The 16,381-nt window shown below is 65.1% G+C and carries 20 protein-coding genes; 1 reads left to right on the plus strand and 19 read right to left on the minus strand.

Annotated elements, in window-relative coordinates; translation table 11 throughout:
• Nucleotides 1–69: 69 nt before the first annotated feature.
• The 15 genes from APY03_RS38110 to APY03_RS38185 form a co-directional block, all read right to left on the minus strand.
• A complete protein-coding gene (locus APY03_RS38110; protein ID WP_068685787.1) occupies nucleotides 70–720 on the minus strand; it encodes a hypothetical protein in 651 nt (216 codons plus the stop codon).
• A 318-nt stretch (nucleotides 721–1,038) separates the two neighbouring features.
• Nucleotides 1,039–1,494: a hypothetical protein gene (locus APY03_RS38115; RefSeq protein ID WP_068685789.1), complete on the minus strand. Its 456-nt coding sequence runs from the start codon at nucleotides 1,492–1,494 to the stop codon at nucleotides 1,039–1,041.
• Between the two features lie 109 nt (nucleotides 1,495–1,603).
• Complete coding sequence (locus APY03_RS38120) at nucleotides 1,604–1,876, minus strand: GIY-YIG nuclease family protein (RefSeq protein ID WP_232324564.1); 273 nt, start codon at nucleotides 1,874–1,876, stop codon at nucleotides 1,604–1,606.
• A 265-nt stretch (nucleotides 1,877–2,141) separates the two neighbouring features.
• Nucleotides 2,142–3,029: a DNA/RNA non-specific endonuclease gene (locus APY03_RS38130; protein WP_232324565.1), complete on the minus strand. Its 888-nt coding sequence runs from the start codon at nucleotides 3,027–3,029 to the stop codon at nucleotides 2,142–2,144.
• Nucleotides 3,030–3,088: 59 nt separating this feature from the next.
• The gene (locus tag APY03_RS38135) at nucleotides 3,089–3,457 is read right to left on the minus strand and encodes a hypothetical protein (RefSeq protein WP_068685793.1); all 369 of its coding nucleotides are present in this window, start codon (nucleotides 3,455–3,457) and stop codon (nucleotides 3,089–3,091) included.
• 62 nt (nucleotides 3,458–3,519) lie between these two features.
• A complete protein-coding gene (locus APY03_RS38140) occupies nucleotides 3,520–3,774 on the minus strand; it encodes a hypothetical protein (protein ID WP_068685795.1) in 255 nt (84 codons plus the stop codon).
• A 17-nt stretch (nucleotides 3,775–3,791) separates the two neighbouring features.
• Entirely contained in the window at nucleotides 3,792–4,628 is an 837-nt protein-coding gene (locus tag APY03_RS38145; RefSeq protein WP_068685796.1) for a methyltransferase domain-containing protein, read from the minus strand.
• Between the two features lie 8 nt (nucleotides 4,629–4,636).
• Entirely contained in the window at nucleotides 4,637–4,876 is a 240-nt protein-coding gene (locus APY03_RS38150) for a hypothetical protein (protein WP_068685798.1), read from the minus strand.
• Nucleotides 4,877–4,968: 92 nt separating this feature from the next.
• On the minus strand, nucleotides 4,969–6,720 hold the full coding sequence (locus APY03_RS38155) for a hypothetical protein (protein WP_232081430.1): 1,752 nt from the start codon (nucleotides 6,718–6,720) through the stop codon (nucleotides 4,969–4,971).
• 281 nt (nucleotides 6,721–7,001) lie between these two features.
• Complete coding sequence (locus APY03_RS38160; RefSeq protein WP_146039583.1) at nucleotides 7,002–7,556, minus strand: hypothetical protein; 555 nt, start codon at nucleotides 7,554–7,556, stop codon at nucleotides 7,002–7,004.
• A gap of 83 nt (nucleotides 7,557–7,639) precedes the next feature.
• Entirely contained in the window at nucleotides 7,640–10,270 is a 2,631-nt protein-coding gene (locus tag APY03_RS38165) for a DEAD/DEAH box helicase (RefSeq protein WP_068685804.1), read from the minus strand.
• 388 nt (nucleotides 10,271–10,658) lie between these two features.
• On the minus strand, nucleotides 10,659–11,540 hold the full coding sequence (locus APY03_RS38170) for a DUF6884 domain-containing protein (protein ID WP_332112737.1): 882 nt from the start codon (nucleotides 11,538–11,540) through the stop codon (nucleotides 10,659–10,661).
• A gap of 25 nt (nucleotides 11,541–11,565) precedes the next feature.
• Nucleotides 11,566–12,717 (minus strand): recombination-associated protein RdgC, encoded by a 1,152-nt coding sequence (gene rdgC / locus APY03_RS38175; RefSeq protein WP_083944900.1) that lies wholly within the window; start codon nucleotides 12,715–12,717, stop codon nucleotides 11,566–11,568.
• Nucleotides 12,718–12,796: 79 nt separating this feature from the next.
• On the minus strand, nucleotides 12,797–13,075 hold the full coding sequence (locus tag APY03_RS38180) for a DUF4326 domain-containing protein (RefSeq protein ID WP_068685809.1): 279 nt from the start codon (nucleotides 13,073–13,075) through the stop codon (nucleotides 12,797–12,799).
• Nucleotides 13,072–13,323, minus strand: coding sequence for a hypothetical protein (locus APY03_RS38185; RefSeq protein ID WP_068685810.1), 252 nt, complete (start codon nucleotides 13,321–13,323; stop codon nucleotides 13,072–13,074). Before APY03_RS38185 ends, APY03_RS38180 begins: the two co-directional genes overlap by 4 nt.
• Nucleotides 13,324–13,748: 425 nt before the next feature.
• On the opposite strand from APY03_RS38185, the gene APY03_RS45160 reads away from it, so the two are divergent.
• A complete protein-coding gene (locus tag APY03_RS45160; protein WP_068685812.1) occupies nucleotides 13,749–14,177 on the plus strand; it encodes a M23 family metallopeptidase in 429 nt (142 codons plus the stop codon).
• On the opposite strand, the gene APY03_RS38195 is transcribed toward APY03_RS45160, so the two are convergent.
• From APY03_RS38195 to APY03_RS38210, 4 genes are read right to left on the minus strand one after another with little or no spacing between them, the layout of a single operon-like run.
• The gene (locus APY03_RS38195; protein WP_068685814.1) at nucleotides 14,150–14,581 is read right to left on the minus strand and encodes a hypothetical protein; all 432 of its coding nucleotides are present in this window, start codon (nucleotides 14,579–14,581) and stop codon (nucleotides 14,150–14,152) included. The genes APY03_RS45160 and APY03_RS38195 overlap by 28 nt on opposite strands.
• Entirely contained in the window at nucleotides 14,578–15,258 is a 681-nt protein-coding gene (locus tag APY03_RS43045; protein ID WP_068685816.1) for a hypothetical protein, read from the minus strand. The genes APY03_RS38195 and APY03_RS43045 overlap by 4 nt, the downstream gene beginning before the upstream one ends.
• Before the next feature lie 58 nt (nucleotides 15,259–15,316).
• Entirely contained in the window at nucleotides 15,317–15,667 is a 351-nt protein-coding gene (locus APY03_RS38205) for a hypothetical protein (RefSeq protein ID WP_068685818.1), read from the minus strand.
• Nucleotides 15,664–16,356 carry a hypothetical protein gene (locus tag APY03_RS38210; RefSeq protein WP_068685820.1) on the minus strand — a complete coding sequence of 231 codons (693 nt, stop codon included), beginning with the start codon at nucleotides 16,354–16,356 and terminating at the stop codon, nucleotides 15,664–15,666. Before APY03_RS38210 ends, APY03_RS38205 begins: the two co-directional genes overlap by 4 nt.
• Nucleotides 16,357–16,381: the final 25 nt, after the last annotated feature.

Consider the following 16,381-nt stretch of genomic DNA (forward strand, 5'->3'; position numbering starts at 1 on the left):
GGCCAAACCACGCCCCAGCCTCAGTCGCTCTGCATGAAGCGAAATCTTTGGATGCATGAAAGCGGGCAGCTAAGCCCCGGCGCCCGATTGCGGCCTACCACGAACCTTGTCCCAATATCTCCTTTCAAAGTCCTCTGCATCCTCCAGAGCATGGGTCTTGGACGTGAAACCAATCGGTCTCAGGAGGTCCCGCCGCGAAGAAGTGGGCGCCGCCTGAAGTGCAGAAAGGAGCGCGTCCGTCAACAATGCATTGCCATGCGCGAAGAACTGCTTCATGGTCGGATTCTCAAAGCCGTCTTCGTCGAATAGTCGGACCTGATCGACAGCCACTAGCTGGTTAACCTGCATTGAAAGGGTCTGCACATGAAAATTCGCGAGCCGAAACTGCTGATCTGTTTGCCATGGTTCAGGCAAGGTGACCGCCGCAATCGCGTAGACCCCGGCCCGGCTGGCAACTCGACCAACCACAGGAGCTATGCCTGGCCCGTCGCCATCAGCCATCGCCGACACAATGCCAACAATGTCGAAGCCCTCAATCAGGCTCTTGATCCCCCCAGCGTTGCTATCTGCGAGTCGACGTGCTTTGAAGGATCTGTTCGCATTCCCCCTTCCATCGATCAGTAGGCTCCGGGGTATTCGCCGAGCCTCATACCCTTCCCGGCTCGTGTGAATGCCCGCGAAGCTCACCCCATCCATCCCGCGTGAGGCCATGTCTTCCACGCGTCTGTTGCCTTCTCCTCCAACGCCAAGGACAAGAATCGTGCGGCGAGACGGACTCTTCTCATTCAGAGCCGCCCAAGACCCTGCGAACCCTACGCCTCCTCCCAGAATCCCGAATACGACATGCCGTCGGCGTAGCGTTGACTTCGGGGTTGAGAATGGCAGGCAAGTTGGCTGCATAGGACCCGTTCCCTTATGAGATTGCGTTCGTTTGAAGGCAGATTGGATTGGTCTTCGGCCATGCCAAGGTTAACCGAGGCTTCGGTTCTGCCGCATCAGCGAACGAACAGGTCGTTCAAAGCAAAGGTGGCATGCCGCCTATCGACCCAGCGCCACGGCCCTTCCCGAAGTTGCGGCCTGGAGAAACGCCTGGGCAGCATCGGCTTTAGCGCCGCTCGCCGATATCTGTGAGCGCAGCTCGCCGAGGGCGACCTCTGCCGAGACCTCCTGCGCATCGGTCACCGGCCGCACATCGCCCTTCTCGTTCGCACCAAAGCGCTGGCCGAAGTAGGCGCCGCTTGCAGCACGACCTAGTGCAAGCCAGGTCAACTTCTCACCAGGCAGCGGCTTCGTGGATAGCAGAGTGGCCGTCGCGCCCACCAGCTGCCGGCGCGAGCCATCCTTCATCACGAGGACGCTCCTCGCATTCACAAACGCCTGGACGAGCTTGCCGGCCGCCGCCTGCTCGGCACGCGCGGTCCGTTCTCTGGCGATCTCCTCGCCCCTCTGGTTCGCCAGGTAGACGACAGTGCCTGCAGCGACGACCAGCACCACCGCCGCGGCGCTGCCCCAGACGGGCCACCTCGATGCAGTTGCTCGTTGGGGTAGCGCAGCGGCGGGACGGCTGCTTGCGAGTCGCTTCAACTGGGGGTTTGTCATGTCTTCAAGCATTGGCCAGGAAGGCCAGCTTGCGCCCTCGCGGCAGCTTCTTGATGGCGTATTCGGCCTTGGAAGCCTCAGATCGATCGGCGTACTGCCTGGCACCAAGGATGCGCACCGGCGGGTTCGCCCGGGTGAACTTCGCGCCCTTGCCGGCTTGGTGCGCTGCGAAGCGCTCTGCCAGCTTGTTGGTGATCCCGGCGTACATCACGCCGCCACGGCATTCCAGGAGGTACAGGCACCAGTCCCCGGGTGCAATGTGGGTCGCGCAGGTCACGTGCTGGCTCAGAACAATGGGGCTTGGTGAGAGGCCGGCGACGGCCGCTTCGCGGGGACGTGGCTGCGTGCGAACTCGTGCGCCTCGCGAGCTACGGCAAGGTAGGCATCACTGGGCGCCTTCGTCAATTCCTGGCCCGGGACATACGCTGCCCAGATCCGGTCGCGAATGTCCTTGGGCAACGTGAACCAGTGCGGTGCGCAGCCCCAGAGCTTCGGGGGGACGTGGCGCTGGCAGCCAAGCCAGTGGCAGTTATGGGCTTCGCTCATTGGTTCACCGCGTGCACTGCGCTCAGCAGGTTCCAGCCTGTCGTCTTCACGAACGACTGGTAGTCCATCGGCGCCTCGATGCGAGCGTCTGCCGTGTTCGGAAGGATGTAGGCCCACGAGCGGCCAGACGCCTCGTCGTAGACGAGCTTGAATATGTGCGACGGCACCCATACGCGGCCGGAGCCGATCGTCTGGCGCGGACCGTTGAACAGCGGGCCCGAGAAGACGAAGACGTCGCCTCGTGCTCGGCGCGCGAACTTGCGTACGTCGCTCTCGATCTTCGACCAGATCTTCCGATTGTTGGTCGGGTCCTGGGGGATCATGTTCGACAGCGCGAAGGACTGCGCCATCGATTCCGCATCCGGTTGGTTGCCTGCAGCAGCCAGGTGGCCGCGGTCTTGGCCACTGCCTCGGTAGTCCTCGAGCTCAGCGCGCGCGCCGCGCGGCAGGCGCGGATCGGCGAAGAACTGCTCGGTGCGCTGCTCGTCCCGGGCGTCGCTCAGCTGCGCACGGGTCAGCCGCTCGAACGTGACCAGTGGTGTCTTGCTCAGACCCGAGTAAAGGACAGCGAAGTGATTCGAGCAGAGCGCGACCGGCTTCCAATCGGCGCTCACGGAGACGACGCTCAGGGGCGCCTTCTGTGGGAACAGGTCAGCACAGGAGTCAAAGCCACGGCCTGCGGGCAGCGCCACGGGTGCGCCGGTCCTGTCCTGGAGCGCGGCGCGCGCATGTTTTGCAACAGCACTCGAGACGGCCTGCTCGGCGGCGGCGCCGATGCTCCACGCGCCAGCGAACTGGGAAGCAAGCGTCAGCAGCGCGGCACTCGCGAGCTTCGCCGCGAATGAGAAAGTCTTACGTTTGTAGATGGAGTGCATCGCGGACATCATTTTCCCTCCACGATACAGGGGCGGCTCGAATTTTCGCTAGGGCGCGCGGTGAAAAATTAGTCCCCGCCTTCGGGCTTTGAACTCGTCAGCGCGCCGACCTGCGCGCCAAACCGATCCAGAACGCTCGCGCGGCTCGCCACACGCGGTGGCTGCCGCTCGAACTCGTAGTACCGCACCGCTTCTTCCACGACAGCCCTCGTCGATGTGCCAGGCTCGAAGACGGTGCCGTGCACCTGGGCGTTTTCGGTGAGCGCCGGCCACGCGGGCGTGGTCAGGTCGTAAGGTGCGGCGAGCGCGGTGGCCAACGCCCTGAGCGCGGCGGCGACACCCGGTGGAGGATCACCGCCGTCCAGGTGTGAGACGGCCGCGAGGGCGTCCGCACGCCAGCTGGGCGTGCTCTGATCGTGTGAGGGCTTCTGCTCCATGCCCGACAGTATCGGGGGTTTCAAGGCTGGCCTGGAAGGGGTCGAAAGGCCCGCAAACAGCCTCATTGCGATGCCTCCGCGCTCGGCTCGGTCTTTACAGGGATGCAGTGGCTTGTGCAGACGCACCCGGACTTGCCCGCCAGCCAGACCACCGCCGTGTGGCCGCTGAGGATCTGTGCCTCGGTTCGGGTCTTGTAGCGCACAAGCGGCGCGCCCTCATACTCGAAATAGTCGACGTCGGTGCCGAGGGGCACGCGCGCGTTGAAGGCCTCGACCTCGGCCTGAAGCCGCTTCTGGGATTGAATTGCTCTGCTCATTGGGGGGTTCCTGTCGCTTAAGCGGCGACGGCTTCTCGTAATTGATACTGACCTGGTGCCGTGCGCTCGAAGGCGCTTGCATGGCGCTGGACGACCTGGCGCACCTTCGCGCGCCAGTGGGGGTTCGATGTCGGGCGCACCGCTTGGATCGAGCTGTAGATCTGCTCGAGCCCGGCCGAGCCGCCGAGCGTCCGGAAGATCTCGCGCACGACCGGGAACCAGACGCCGCGGCTGTCCCGGCCGGAGGCCACTTCCAGGCGCCAGCGCCTTTCGATCGCTGCGATCTCCTGGGCTTCCCGATACAGCATGAAACCGTGTAGCCGGCGCTGGCGTTCCTTCGTGAAGGTCGCGAAGCACAGGGGAAGGGAGAGGCCCGGAAACAGGTTACGCGGGATCATTGCCTGCTTGATACTGAAGAGCGCATGGAGCCGCTCCACGCTGCTGCTCGTCTGGAGGATGTACGCAGGCAGGATGAAACCGGCCTGACCGCCCTCCTCCAGGATCTCGTGCGACTTGCGCAGGAAGGCGGCCACCGTGTCCGACTGGAAGGGCGGGTTTCCGATGACAGCCTGCACGCGGCCCAGATCCTCCACCGGAACTTCGAGGAAATCGCCCACGATCACATGGCGCCCGGAAGCGCGGCGCGCGCGCTCGGCCTGAACAGGGTCGATCTCCACTCCGACGACATCCAGCGAGCCCGGCAAGGCACACAGGAACGCACCATCGCCGCACGAGGGCTCGGCAACGCGATCGCCGGCCTGGAGCCATCCGAAGGCCTCTTCGACGATGCCCTCGGCGGCCCAAGCGGGCGTGAACCATTGGTGCAGGCGCTGCTGCGTGGATTGCCCTGCCATCGCCGCGCTCACATCGCCAGCGGGTACCGCTTGGCAAGATAGAAGACCTGCTCCCGTGTGAGCTTGACGAGTATGGGATCGATCGTGACGCAATGTCCGGCCTCACGCAAGCGTCGGGCGACGCGTGCAGCCGAGGCGCGCGGTAGAAGGCGGCACTTATGACCGACCTGCACCCCGAAAGTGTGGCCAGGGCGGTGGATGCGGATCTGGAAGAGCTTGCGTGTTCTGTAGTTGGTGGCGGCGGTCATGTGCGCTGGATCCGATTCGTTTCGGAATCAAGGTACAGGATCGACGTGCAATTCGTAAGGTCAGGACCTCGAAAATCTCATACTGCGGCCGATCAGCCCATCGGCGCAGGCGCGCGCGCGTCCTCATCTTCGTCCTGCTCGAGCTCGTCGCCGTAGAACACGTCAACACCGCCCAAATCCACCAACTCATCCTCATCGAACAGCGCAGCCTGCGAAGGCTCCGCCGGAGGCGCGACAAGCTCGGGCGTCGACAGTCCCTCGCGGCGTTGCTCCTCCATCATCTCAAGCAGACGCTCGCGCTGCACCTCGCCGACCAGGCCTTGCCGCTGCATCCACTGGGTGCGCTGGGCGATGGCGTGCCAACGCCCGATGCTCGCGTGCGCCGGCGAGACGATCCCCATGCTGAGGTAGGTGCTCAGGGCCTGGGTGCGATCCGTCTCGTCGTTGTGGTACCGCTCAATGTATTCGTCTGCCATGAGCACGACGAAGTCCGCAGCGCCGTCCTCATCGACGTCGAAAGCGTCTTCGGTGTCCCAAGCCGTCGTGAACTCGCCGCTGGTCAGCTGCTTCGTCTCAAAACCACAGGAGTCATTGAACATTTCGTGGGCGTGCGAGCGGATGCCGCTGGAGAGCATGCGGTCTCGCTTCGGATCTCCCGTGCGACGATCATCCTCCCAGGCCCGGCCCACGTGGATCTTCCCGTACCTGGGCACGGGCGTGCGCGGCAGCGGGCCGGTAATGGGCGGATCGCTGAGCTTGCCGTCCATCACCTCGAAGAAGATCTTGAGGGCGTGGAAGGGCTTGTGGATGCCGTACATGCTCCACTGGGCATCGATCGCGACGAGCTCGCGGAAGCCCATGATCGTGAACCGCGGGGCGATGCCGGCCTGACGAGCGGCAGCCTGTTCCCTTACCTGCGCAGTGAGCGTATAACGAAGAAGGCGCTCGAGCATGGTGGGGCTGTAGACGTCGGCGCCGACCGCGACATTGCCATCTGCGTCGATTGTCCTGCCGAGGTAGTTGCGCGAGTCCCAGTCGTACTGTGTATTGGCGATGAAGTTGCGAAGCCGGTTCAGAGGTCGCATGAACCCGTACCGCTCGGGATCCGACTCAATCATCTGCTCGGCGCTCTGGTCCTTGCCCACACGGACACACGTCCAGCAACCAGAGCGAGCACCGCAGCCGCTTTTCTGCTTGGAAGCGCTCTCCGCCATGCGCATGTCCCCAACGACAGCACACGAGCTACCGCCGGCGTCGCGGTAGAACTGCAGGGTTTCGGAGAAATCCGAGTAGCTTTCGATCAGGCCGGCAGAGGCATAGCCCAAAAATTCGAAGACGGAATCTGCATCCCAATGGATGATCGGACTCAGTCCAAGGCGGCCCTTCGCGTTCGTCCAGATCTCCGAGGCGCTTTCCCCGCGCGCGCGGATGTTCGCCTCGCGTGTCGCCGACTCGTCCAGGCGCACACCTGTCATGACCACCGGTTGCGGTGCCGTCTTGTCCTTGCGCAGCTCCGCAAACACTTCGTCCATCAAGCGGTTGCCAGTGTCTACCTTCCAGTCCTTTGAGCAGTCTGCGCTCCCTGCTGGGAATGAGGGCAAAGCTCGGCCGCCGATCACTCGCACTGGCCACGACGTATAAAGGCTTGGCTTGCCAACACGGATCGCCAGGGGAAGCCCATGGGCCGAGGCGAACGCACTCATCTTGGCGAGCTCGCCGTCGGCCAGCAAGCGCACCGCTGGGGACTCAACGCCGGTGTCTGTGTGCACGACCAGCATCTGCGGCACTGGCAGGGCAGCCTTCGTGCGCTCGACCGCGACGGTCAGCACCAGGCTCACCAGCACCGAAGAGTCCTTCCCCGAGCTCCAGCCCATGACGGTAGGCGAACCACTGTCCATCAGGCCGTCGATCACCCTCATAGCAGCCGCGGCCAACGGGTGGAATTTCTCGATCGCGGCGATGCGCGCTTCGATAGGGGAAGCCGAAGGGACTTGAAGGGTGGCGGGCTGTGTCATCTCGAACCGGTTTGTGCCGATTCAAGATATCGAGCGAGGCTCAGATCAAGACGAATGAATAATGTCGCGCGATCTCGCAGTTTTGTGGTTGCCCTGCAAGCCGCTTCAGCTCAAAGGACGTCGACTGGCTCAGATGCAGCAGTGCGCACTGCCCAGCGGGCCTGGAACACGGCCAGCAATCCCTGGTTCGCTTGCGCCGTTTGCTTCGATGTCCACACCAGCTCCTCGGCCAACTCGACCCGAGCGAACGACCGGCTGAGCGCCTCACCATCGACCAGGACGTCCTTGCGCCAATCGTCCGGGACTTCACCCCAGCGCGACTTGTAGTTTGCAGGCTTTGTGGCGTTGTACTTCCTCGCCTCCTCTGGCTCGGTCACAGGGCGTTGATGCACTCTGGCCACGACCTCGATCGCGAGGGAGCTCTCCGTCGTGACGCTGAACGCCTGCGCCGTGCGCGCGGCCTCGTCGACAAGATGTTCCGCCGCCGAGAGGTACCCATAGAAGTCCGTGTGCGTCGAGCCGTGCTTGATCTCTTTGCCCCCATGGACGAACCGCACCATCGCCTCCGACTCTTGCAGCCAGACGATCTCGCGCTCGAAGTGAAAGGTTTGGCGCTCCCCGCCGACCAGCAGGCGTTCGACAAAGGTCTCGGTGGTGCGGCGCACGACGGGGCAAGCGCTATAGAAGAGGTGGTGCATGGATTGAAGGCGGTCGTGCCCGGCGTGTGCCAAGCGGGTGGACAAGCGGGTCAGCCCCTGGGAGGGAATGCGCGCCGCGGTGGAAAGCCAGGGACAGCTGCCGGATCGGCCTTTGCGGCGGGAGCATGCAGCGGCTCGGCGGAAGTGAAGTCGAATCCCGCCTTGATGCGCTCCATCGCGCCAGGCGGCAAAGGGGGAGGTGCAACGGGTGCGCGACTCGCGGGCGTTGGGAACCGGCCCACGAAAGGCGCGAGGTTCGCCGGCACACGCATCTCCGGGCGGACCGGCAGCAGGCGGAATCCCAGCTGCTGGTGCCCCGTTGGTGCTGCTGGCGCCGGGCGCACCTGGAGCGTAGGCTCAGCTCGCCGCGAAATCGGCGCAGCAGCCGGGGGTCGCGGCCTGAAGGATCCTGGAGGCGTGGGGAGCTTCTCCTGCAGGGCCGGCAGGTCTCGTACGACCGGGCCCGCCGGGCTCACCGGGCTCTCGCCGGCGGCCACCGCCTGGCGCAGCTTCTCGACTTCCTTGCGAACCCGGCGCATCAGCGCATCCGCCTCGTTCGCATCCTCGACGTCAGCAGCGCCGGGCTCACCTGCCGCCGCGGTCGCAGTAGCGATGCCCAGGAAATCCGCCGGAGCGATTTTGGTCAGCCTGAACACGCCCTGTGAGGAACCGGTCTGGCTGTCATCCACGTAGGAGCCGAAGCCGCGCTGCTTCATGTCGATCTCGGCCAGGCGGAACCCGTTGGTGGTCAGCTTGCAGGCCATGAGCCGCTCGAGGGCCGCGTCTTCCAGCGTATCGATCGACTCGACCATCATGAAGAAGTCGGCCGCGCCGCCGTTGCGCACCAGGCGCCCGCGCAGCTGGTGGAGCTGGGACAGCCCGAGCCGGTCCGCATCGCGGATGACGACCAGGCCGATGTCGGGAATGTCGATGCCCGTCTCCACAACCACCGAGGCCACCGCGAGCGGCTTCTCCAGGCTCGTGATCTGCTGGATCGCAGCATCCTTCTCGTCATCGGAAAGCAAGCCGTGCAGCGCCACGACCTTGCCGGGGAAGGCCTGCTCGAAGGTCGCCGCCGCGGCGACGACGCCCTGCGCCGTGCGGGTGGTGTCTTCCGTGGCCGCCCGCAGATCGAGCTGAGTGCCCTCCTTCGAGACCTTGGCCTTCCTGGTGATCTCTGCGCTGTCCACGCGCGGGTAGACGACCAGCACGCGCCGCCCGGCTGCGATCGTCTCCCGGATCGCCCGGGTCACGGCGCCGCGGCTCCTCACGTCGACGATGTGGCTGGTGATGAAGCGCTCCACCGGCGCCTGGCGCAGCGTGAACACCTGCATGCCGTCGAAGAATACGGTCGCGAGGGAGCGCGGAATGGGCGTCGCGGTCGCCTCGATGACGTGCGTTGCCGGGCCGACGAGCGCGCCGCGCGTCTGCACCGAAAGCTTGTGCTGCTCGTCCATCACCAGCACGTTGGGCACGATGCCCGCCTTCGAACAGGCGCTCGTGAGCCCACTGGTACCGACCAGGATGTGGTCCTTGTTGCGGATCTTCTTTCCAGCCTCGACACGCTCCACACCGCGGATCTCGCCGGCGAAGCGCCGCACGATCTGCTTGGCGATCTGGTTGGCCAGGATGATGGTGGGCGCCATGATGACGACGCTCGCGCCGTTCTGGTGGGCCACGATGGCGGGCAGCAGGAAGGTGAGCGTCTTGCCGGTACCGACGTCGCCCGGGATGAGGCCATTCATGGGCACCGGCGATCGCAGCGCGCTCGCGATGCCCAGAATGGCATTGCGCTGATCGTCCGTCAGGGTCTCGGCCTGCTTGGCGGCCAAGGCGAGCACCTGCTGATCCGGCACGATGAGTGGCGCGTCACGATGCGGCTGCCGCTTGCTCTGGGTGCGGGCGGCGGTTCGGATCGACGCCGCGTCGATACGCTGAGCGAGCTGGAGCGCCCTCTCGCCGGCGCCAACCGACCCGGGCCGGTGCAGGGCGACCAGCAGTTCACGCAGGCTAGAGAAGACCGGCACGCCCTTGGCGAGATCGGCCAGGTCGTACTGCACGCACGCGAGCACGCCCGCCTCGTCCAGCTGCATCGCGGCGACGATGTGGCGCTCGCACTTCAGGTAGGCAGCTTCCTTGTCCAGCACCGCGTGGACCGCGCCAGTGACCGCCTCGCCGGTGACGCGGCCCGGCATGCCCAGGTAGCGCGCCCAGATCCCGCCGATGGCTGCGCTGTGCGGCTGCTCCGCGCCGGGCTCGACATAGAGCTTGTCGCCGAAGCGCTTCACGGTGCCGAGGAAATGGACCTTCGAGCCAATCTGCGTGGATCGCCAGCCCCAGGGAGCGAAGGAATTCAGGTAGGCGATACGGCCCGTGTCGTCCGCGACCTCGATCTGCAGGCGACCGATGTTCTTCCAGAACGGGTACTGCTTCTCCTGCAGTTCCGCCATGGACGTGATGACGCGGCCGCCCCAGGACGCGGGTGACTTGTCCTTGTTCACCGCCATGACGCGATCGGTCACTACCAGGCTCAGCAGGTGGGAGGTCTTGCCCGACTGGTCAGCCTCGTCCAGATCCGAGATCGAGCTCGTGCAGTCGACATACGCGGCCGGCACGCACAGGAGCGCCAGGTCCGGGTCGGAAAGCTTGAGGCGAGACAGAAAGGTCGGGGTGGAGGCCATGGGCGAGCCGCAGGAGGCGGCCTGTTCTTCATTCTTCCGTAGAAGGATATCGGCACAGACCGCGGTTCCGCAAGGGCAGCGGCAACGGATTACCTTGCCAACTCAGATGTTCCGAGCGTCAGCTGCGCGATGATTGCGCGGGTGGTTAGGCAGAAGTCGGGGGGCCCGGCGTCTGGCTCGAGGCCAAGCCGTTCAGCGGGCGGGCGAGTCGCCGGTGCGTTCCTGCATCTCAGCGCTCGCGCCCTTCGTCGACAGGCCTTGCGGCCAACAATTGCCATTGCTGGGAGCGGATTCTGCACCCGCATCCGCACGGCGACAAGCAATCGCACGGTGCACATGCGCAGAGCATCACGAACGCTCTCGCTCGTGTCGAGCCAGGGTGCGATGGTCAACGCATCCCAGGGCGCTCGGCCTGGTCCTCTGCGTCCTCGTGAGGGCACAGCGAACCCATCACCTCGTCAGCCTCGCCTTCGAAGTTGTCCAGCAGAGCCAACTCCGCGATCGGCTTGCAGGAACTTTCCGGATCGAGAGCCCGCGGCGCGCTGGCCGCCAGCTTTTCACGGGCACGTGCGAGCATGCTGACGCCCACCCAAGCACCTTGGCTCGGGCGCGGAACGCGAGGCTTCCCGTTCGCCAGCGGCGGGCGGTCATCTTCGAACTCGACGCTTGCGGTCGGACCGGAGGGCCCCATGAAAAGCTCCTCCACCCGGCCGAAGCGAGGACCGGTCTTGGTGGCGGCGAACATGCCGGTCGTGCGAACGCGGTCGCCGACGCGCAGGCCCCAGGCTTCGCGCAGGAGGGGCGTGCCGTTGGGGTGGTAGCCCGCATGGACCACCGGCAGAGAGGACGGGTCGCGCGCGAATTTGCCCACCTGCGAGCGCTGGAGGCCAATTCCACCGGTGACCTCGGAGATCTCCAGGTTTCGCGCCAACGTTCCAGCTCGAATCAGCTCGCCGACCATCCGGCGCATGAGGTAGCGGTAGAGCCCACCGCCTGCGATCAAGATGCGGGTGGCGTCCTGCGGCCATTCCACCGACTCTATGAACTGCTCGAGGTCGAATTCCAGCTCGCGAGCGCGCACAGGCGTCATGAACTTGTCGTACGGCTCAATCACCTTATTGGCTGCAACAAACCCGTGCAGCGCGGAGAGGACCACGATGTGCGGCAGCCGACCGTCGGGCTCGTTCGCCCGCAGCGACTGCCACATGACCCCTTGGTAAAGGTCCCTCGCTGGCGCCGAGTGAGCCAACTTCGTTCCCGAGCAGGGCATGAGAATGAGCGGGCTCGACACCGGCTCAGGCCGCCTTCAGGATCTCACGCGAGCCGTCTGCCGCCATCGGTGAAACCAGCTGGCGAGCTTCCATCGCCTCAAGCAGCCTGGCGGCCCGGTTGTAGCCGATCTTCAGGTGTCGCTGGATGAGGGAGACGCTCGCTTTTTGCTGTTCGCGGACGACGCGCACTGCCGTGTCGTACAGATCGTCGTTGTCCGCTGCCTCGGCAGTAGCGACAGAGTTGGTTGCTACGTCGCCGCCACCAGCACCAGCAGCGGTGACCAGGGCCATTTCGCCGCCAAGCGCGTCGACCAGGTCAGCGATGAGGCCCGAAAGCTCGCCCGTAGCGATCGCGATGTCCGCGTCGAAGTCGTCCGCCGTCGGTCCGGTTTTCTCGTCCACGCCCTCCAGGAATTTGATCTTGCGCAGCGCGAAGCCTTCAGTGAGCTCGAGCGACACGCGGTCGTTCCAGGTGAGCGCCAGACGAGTTGGGCGTTTGCCGGCCGCAATGTGCCCGCGCACCTCATCGATGTCCAGGGCGTGCTTCGCATAACGCACCACCGCTTTCGACTCGTCGGTCGCGCGCAGCTCCACCTCGCGATCAACCGTGAAGCCCTGCGGCGGCTCCTGCTCAGACAGCCACATGGCCATGGCGGCCGAAGGTTCCGTCTGCGTGTTCAGCAGGGTAAAGGCGAATCCCTCCACGGACTTCACCAGCGCCGTGACGACATCGTCGCCGCGGGAGGCGCTGGCGGTGTCGAGCACCATCAGGCCCTTGGCCGGGTCGATCCAGACGGAGATAGTGCCGATCTTGGTGAAGGCGAGCGGCAGCATTTCGTGGAGCACGTCCTCCTTCAATTCCTTCTTCTCCTTCTTCCCGGGCTTGCGGCCAGTGGCCTGCTCGATCTGCTTGCATCGCTCGTCGACCCTGCGTTTCACGGCGGACGCCGGCACCGAGCGCGTCTCGGTCATGAACTTGGCGAGCCACTGGCCGGCCACGGACTCCAGCATCGGCCCATGCTCCTCGCCGCGCGGGGGCACCCAGCCAAAAGACGACTCCTGCGTCGGACCACAGGGAATGAAGGCGAGCTTCTGCAAAGCCTCATCGAGCATGTCGACGGTGTGCAGGGCCGGATCGACGGTGATCCGATAGATGGTCGCGTTGGAGAAGTTCATGGGGAAGGGAATGGGTTTAAGGGAAACTAAGGCGCCCGCGCTGGCGCCCGGGCGAAGAGAGTGGATGAGGAATCGCGCGCTAGACGTTGGCGATCCGCAGGAGGACGTCGGCGTGGCACGCTTCTGGAGCGCACCAGCACACCAGGTCCTTGCCGCGCAGCTCCGCCTTTGCCGCATCGACCAGCTCGGGGTTCGTCAGGAGCCAGGCCTCGAAACGGGCAACCACAGCGGCGCGGTCGCCATGCCGGCCGATCACGAACGGATTGCCGAAGCGACCCGGCCGCCCGACGTAGACGGCGCCCGAGGGCATGCCGTCTCGCTTGCTCAAGACACGGGGGAATCGCGGCAGCTCGCTCATGCCAAGGCTTCCCGCACGAAGACGTAGCCGTCCTTCCTGCCGTTGAAGCGATCGCTGCGAGCCTTCGACGTGCGGCCCGTGGCCACGTTCCTGATCGAGATGTCGTGCACGACGGCGACGCGGTTGCGCGGGAACAGATGCCTGCGGGGCTCGCCGATCGCCATCACCTCGACGTGCGGAGCCTCGGGGAGCCTCGGGTCAGCGGGCGCCCAGACCTGGCCTATGGTGATGGGCCGGATCGGCTTCATGTTTATCTCTTTGGTACTACTCATCTGTGCGCTATGTTCGTTTCGTACCAGCATAGCGACACGGTGCGAAAATGCGCAATGTTGTTTGGAAGATAGTGAGTAGCATTAAAGTGAAGCCGCATGCCCTGATTCCCTTGCCACCTTGGCACCCGGCTTCTGGCGGATGGCTCGAGGCAGCGATCCGCTGGTCCCTGCGTCCACTCGTCTTCGGCGTGTGCGCAGCACTCGCCGTCGCTTGCGCCGCGCCACCTACGCCTCCAAATGCGGCGACCCCGCGTTCACCGGCGTCCGCCAGCCACCAGTCCGAAGCGATGAATAAGCCGGAGAGCAAGCCAGCGGCTCGGGTCGCCAAGCCGTCCAAGCCCTCCTCAGGAATGCCCTCGTCGAAGCAGGCAAGTCACCCTGCGCATCGGCCGCGGGCATCAATGCCGCAGAGTCAGCAACCCGCGCCGGTTGCGGCAGCCGCGGCGCCGGGCGCTGAGCGGACATTCCTGCGCCCTGCGAAGGGCGCGGTGCTGGCGCGCTTCGATGGGCAGCGCAGCAAGGGTGTCGACTTCGGCGGTGTCGAGGGCGATCCGGTCTACGCCGCACGCGGTGGGAAGGTGGTCTATTCCGGCAATGGCCTGCGCGGGTACGGCCGCCTGCTGTTGATCAAGCACGACGCCACCTTCGTGAGCGCCTACGCGCACAACAGCGAGCTGCTCGTAAAAGCGGGCCAGACGGTGAAACGTGGGCAGTTGGTTGCCCGCATGGGGAGCACTGACGCTGACCGTGTGATGCTCCACTTCGAACTTCGCCGCCAGGGGAAGGCGGTGGACCCCATGGGCTACCTGGCGGAATCGCCAAGCCCGTAGCAAGGATGCCTACGGGCCTGCGGTTTGCGCTTGCGCGGCGCCTTCCGGAACACCGGCTTCGGCTCGTACTTGGTTTCGGCGATTTTGTAGGCGATGAGCACGTCCCAGCACTCGGCGTTGCTGGGGACTACCGGCCCGACGTTGCCATCGATCAAGCCCGGAGCAGGTGTGACCGCGAGCTGCTCGACGATCTCGCAGGGCACCGCGATGTTTTCGCCACTGTTGTAGTAGTCGAGCTCTGCAAGGATCCTGGCGCGTGCGTACCGTCCTGCCCAAGGCAGCGGCCAAGCGTAACCCTTGTCATCAGGCCTCCAGAAGGAGATGTATCGGTTCTCTTTGTTCGTGTGGCTCAAGTTGGCCACGTAGAACTCGGTCGCGTTCGCCACAATCTCGTCCGCCTTCATGCCTGCCGCTCCTGGGTCGCGTCCTCAGACTCATCGTCGACTCGCGGATAGGCGTCCTCGCGGTACTCGTGCCCGACGCCCTCCTCCGGGGTGTCAGCCCATACCTGGGCGGCCTCGATGGTGCCAATGCCTGTGTGCCAGCTCACCGCAACCGCCGCGTGGTCGATGACCCACTCTTGGAGCAGATCGACCCCGTTGACCTGCTCGTTGCGCACCCACTGTTCGCACATGTCCAGGGGAGGCATCTTGCCGCCGCACATCACTGCCATCGCCTCGCGGAAGCGCTCCATCCAGGTCGTCGGCTCCGGGTCACTGGCGCAACCAGCCCTCGACTTGCGGACGAGATAGCGCTTGCCCAGCGAGCGTGCAGCCGCTGCAACGGTCATCGGCGTGGACTCGACGACAGACGCAAGGCGGACCGTCCGAACCGTGAGGTCGCGCGTGGTGCGAGCCGACCTCGAGGCGAAGGCCTCGCATTGCAGGATCTGCTCATCGGAGAGTGGCCTTCGGAACGCCGGCGCACCATCGGCGAGCCTGCGCGCAGCTGCAATCAGGTGATCATTGCCACTTGCGGCAGCGCTTGGCAGGCAGTTGAGTTCGGCCGCCAGCGTCCAGACCAGGTCTCGCCAGGGATTGTCTCGCTCCGTGGTATCTGCGTTCTTTGTTCGAGCGTTCATCTTCTACTTTCTAGACTTGGCATGCCGGCGTGTGCTCGACGGCGCGAGCGACTCGGTGCTATGCGCCACGAGAGCCTCCTGGGGCGATCAGCTCTCCAAACTGAGCACGGCGCTCGGCGGCCACGGTCTGCACGTCAGTGGAGAGGTCCGAGAACGGCATATCTGCTCGGCTGCGCTGCAGCGTCCATCCCCGGCGCGCCATGAACCAGAGAAATCGGTCAACGACGTAGACATGCCCCACCACGGGCGAGACCTCGTACAGCTGATCCACAGCGCTCTTCGGCCGCGTTGCGCCGTCATCCTGCAGCGCGTGCATTGCAGCGAACAGGGACTTCTGGTCGTGGAAATCACGCATCTCGGTCGGCAGGTGACGCCCTGCTTTGAGCCAGGCGTTCAGATCCTTGCTCATCGCGACTCTCCACCCGGCACAGGCCACACCGCTCCCGAGATCAGCACAGCCAGGGCCTCCAGCTGCTCGAAAGTGAGGCTGACGCCGCGCACCGCACGCATCGGCGGCGGCGAGTAGCTCACCGCGCCGCAGTGCTCCGCCATCTGGCGCAGCTCCCCGCGAACAGCGTCTGGAAGATCCAGCTTCGCCGCGCTCGCGAGAGGCTCCCGCTTGCGCGTGCGCCACTCCACCTCGAATGCGCGAAGGGCCTCCACGGGAATCAACTGGCGCATGAGCACCAGGCGCTGCACGGCGCGCTCGTAGGACTCACGATAGTGCGAGGCCTCTCGGCCCTGGGCTACGCGCGTCAGCACTCCGTGCAGGTACGCCAGGCGATCGGCCTTCTCGGCGAAGCCGCTGCCACGCACCACGTCTTCGACGTGGCTCAGGATCTCGAGATCTTCCTTCGACACCACGGCAGGATCGGGGAAAGACTCCGTTTGCGATCCGGGCTCCCCGAGGCAATCAGCAATCACATCGAGTAGATCGGCCAGGGCGCGGTTCGCATGGATGCCTGCCTTTGGATCGTGCTCTCGCGCCGAGCTGGCATCCTCACGCAGCCACTCGACGGCGTCGGCGCGGGCGCTCGTCTCGGCGTCAGCGATGGCCTTGGCCAAGCGGGCAGCTACGGTTGCGTGGGTCTTCTCCATGAGGTCGCCTGCGTGATGGGTGAAA

Source organism: Variovorax sp. WDL1 (assembly GCF_001541225.1).
Lineage (GTDB): Bacteria > Pseudomonadota > Gammaproteobacteria > Burkholderiales > Burkholderiaceae_C > Variovorax.

Bases quoted from the DNA above. Each gene is read 5' to 3' on its own strand.
- APY03_RS38130 (WP_232324565.1), bottom strand. From the start codon at position 3,029: ATGTCCGCGATGCACTCCATCTACAAACGTAAGACTTTCTCATTCGCG.
- APY03_RS38135 (WP_068685793.1), bottom strand. From the start codon at position 3,457: ATGGAGCAGAAGCCCTCACACGATCAGAGCACGCCCAGCTGGCGTGCG.
- APY03_RS38140 (WP_068685795.1), bottom strand. From the start codon at position 3,774: ATGAGCAGAGCAATTCAATCCCAGAAGCGGCTTCAGGCCGAGGTCGAG.
- APY03_RS38145 (WP_068685796.1), bottom strand. From the start codon at position 4,628: ATGGCAGGGCAATCCACGCAGCAGCGCCTGCACCAATGGTTCACGCCC.
- APY03_RS38150 (WP_068685798.1), bottom strand. From the start codon at position 4,876: ATGACCGCCGCCACCAACTACAGAACACGCAAGCTCTTCCAGATCCGC.
- APY03_RS38165 (WP_068685804.1), bottom strand. From the start codon at position 10,270: ATGGCCTCCACCCCGACCTTTCTGTCTCGCCTCAAGCTTTCCGACCCG.
- APY03_RS38170 (WP_332112737.1), bottom strand. From the start codon at position 11,540: ATGCCCTGCTCGGGAACGAAGTTGGCTCACTCGGCGCCAGCGAGGGAC.
- rdgC (WP_083944900.1), bottom strand. From the start codon at position 12,717: ATGAACTTCTCCAACGCGACCATCTATCGGATCACCGTCGATCCGGCC.
- APY03_RS38180 (WP_068685809.1), bottom strand. From the start codon at position 13,075: ATGAGCGAGCTGCCGCGATTCCCCCGTGTCTTGAGCAAGCGAGACGGC.
- APY03_RS38185 (WP_068685810.1), bottom strand. From the start codon at position 13,323: ATGAAGCCGATCCGGCCCATCACCATAGGCCAGGTCTGGGCGCCCGCT.
- APY03_RS45160 (WP_068685812.1), top strand. From the start codon at position 13,749: ATGCCGCAGAGTCAGCAACCCGCGCCGGTTGCGGCAGCCGCGGCGCCG.
- APY03_RS38195 (WP_068685814.1), bottom strand. From the start codon at position 14,581: ATGAAGGCGGACGAGATTGTGGCGAACGCGACCGAGTTCTACGTGGCC.
- APY03_RS43045 (WP_068685816.1), bottom strand. From the start codon at position 15,258: ATGAACGCTCGAACAAAGAACGCAGATACCACGGAGCGAGACAATCCC.
- APY03_RS38205 (WP_068685818.1), bottom strand. From the start codon at position 15,667: ATGAGCAAGGATCTGAACGCCTGGCTCAAAGCAGGGCGTCACCTGCCG.
- APY03_RS38210 (WP_068685820.1), bottom strand. From the start codon at position 16,356: ATGGAGAAGACCCACGCAACCGTAGCTGCCCGCTTGGCCAAGGCCATC.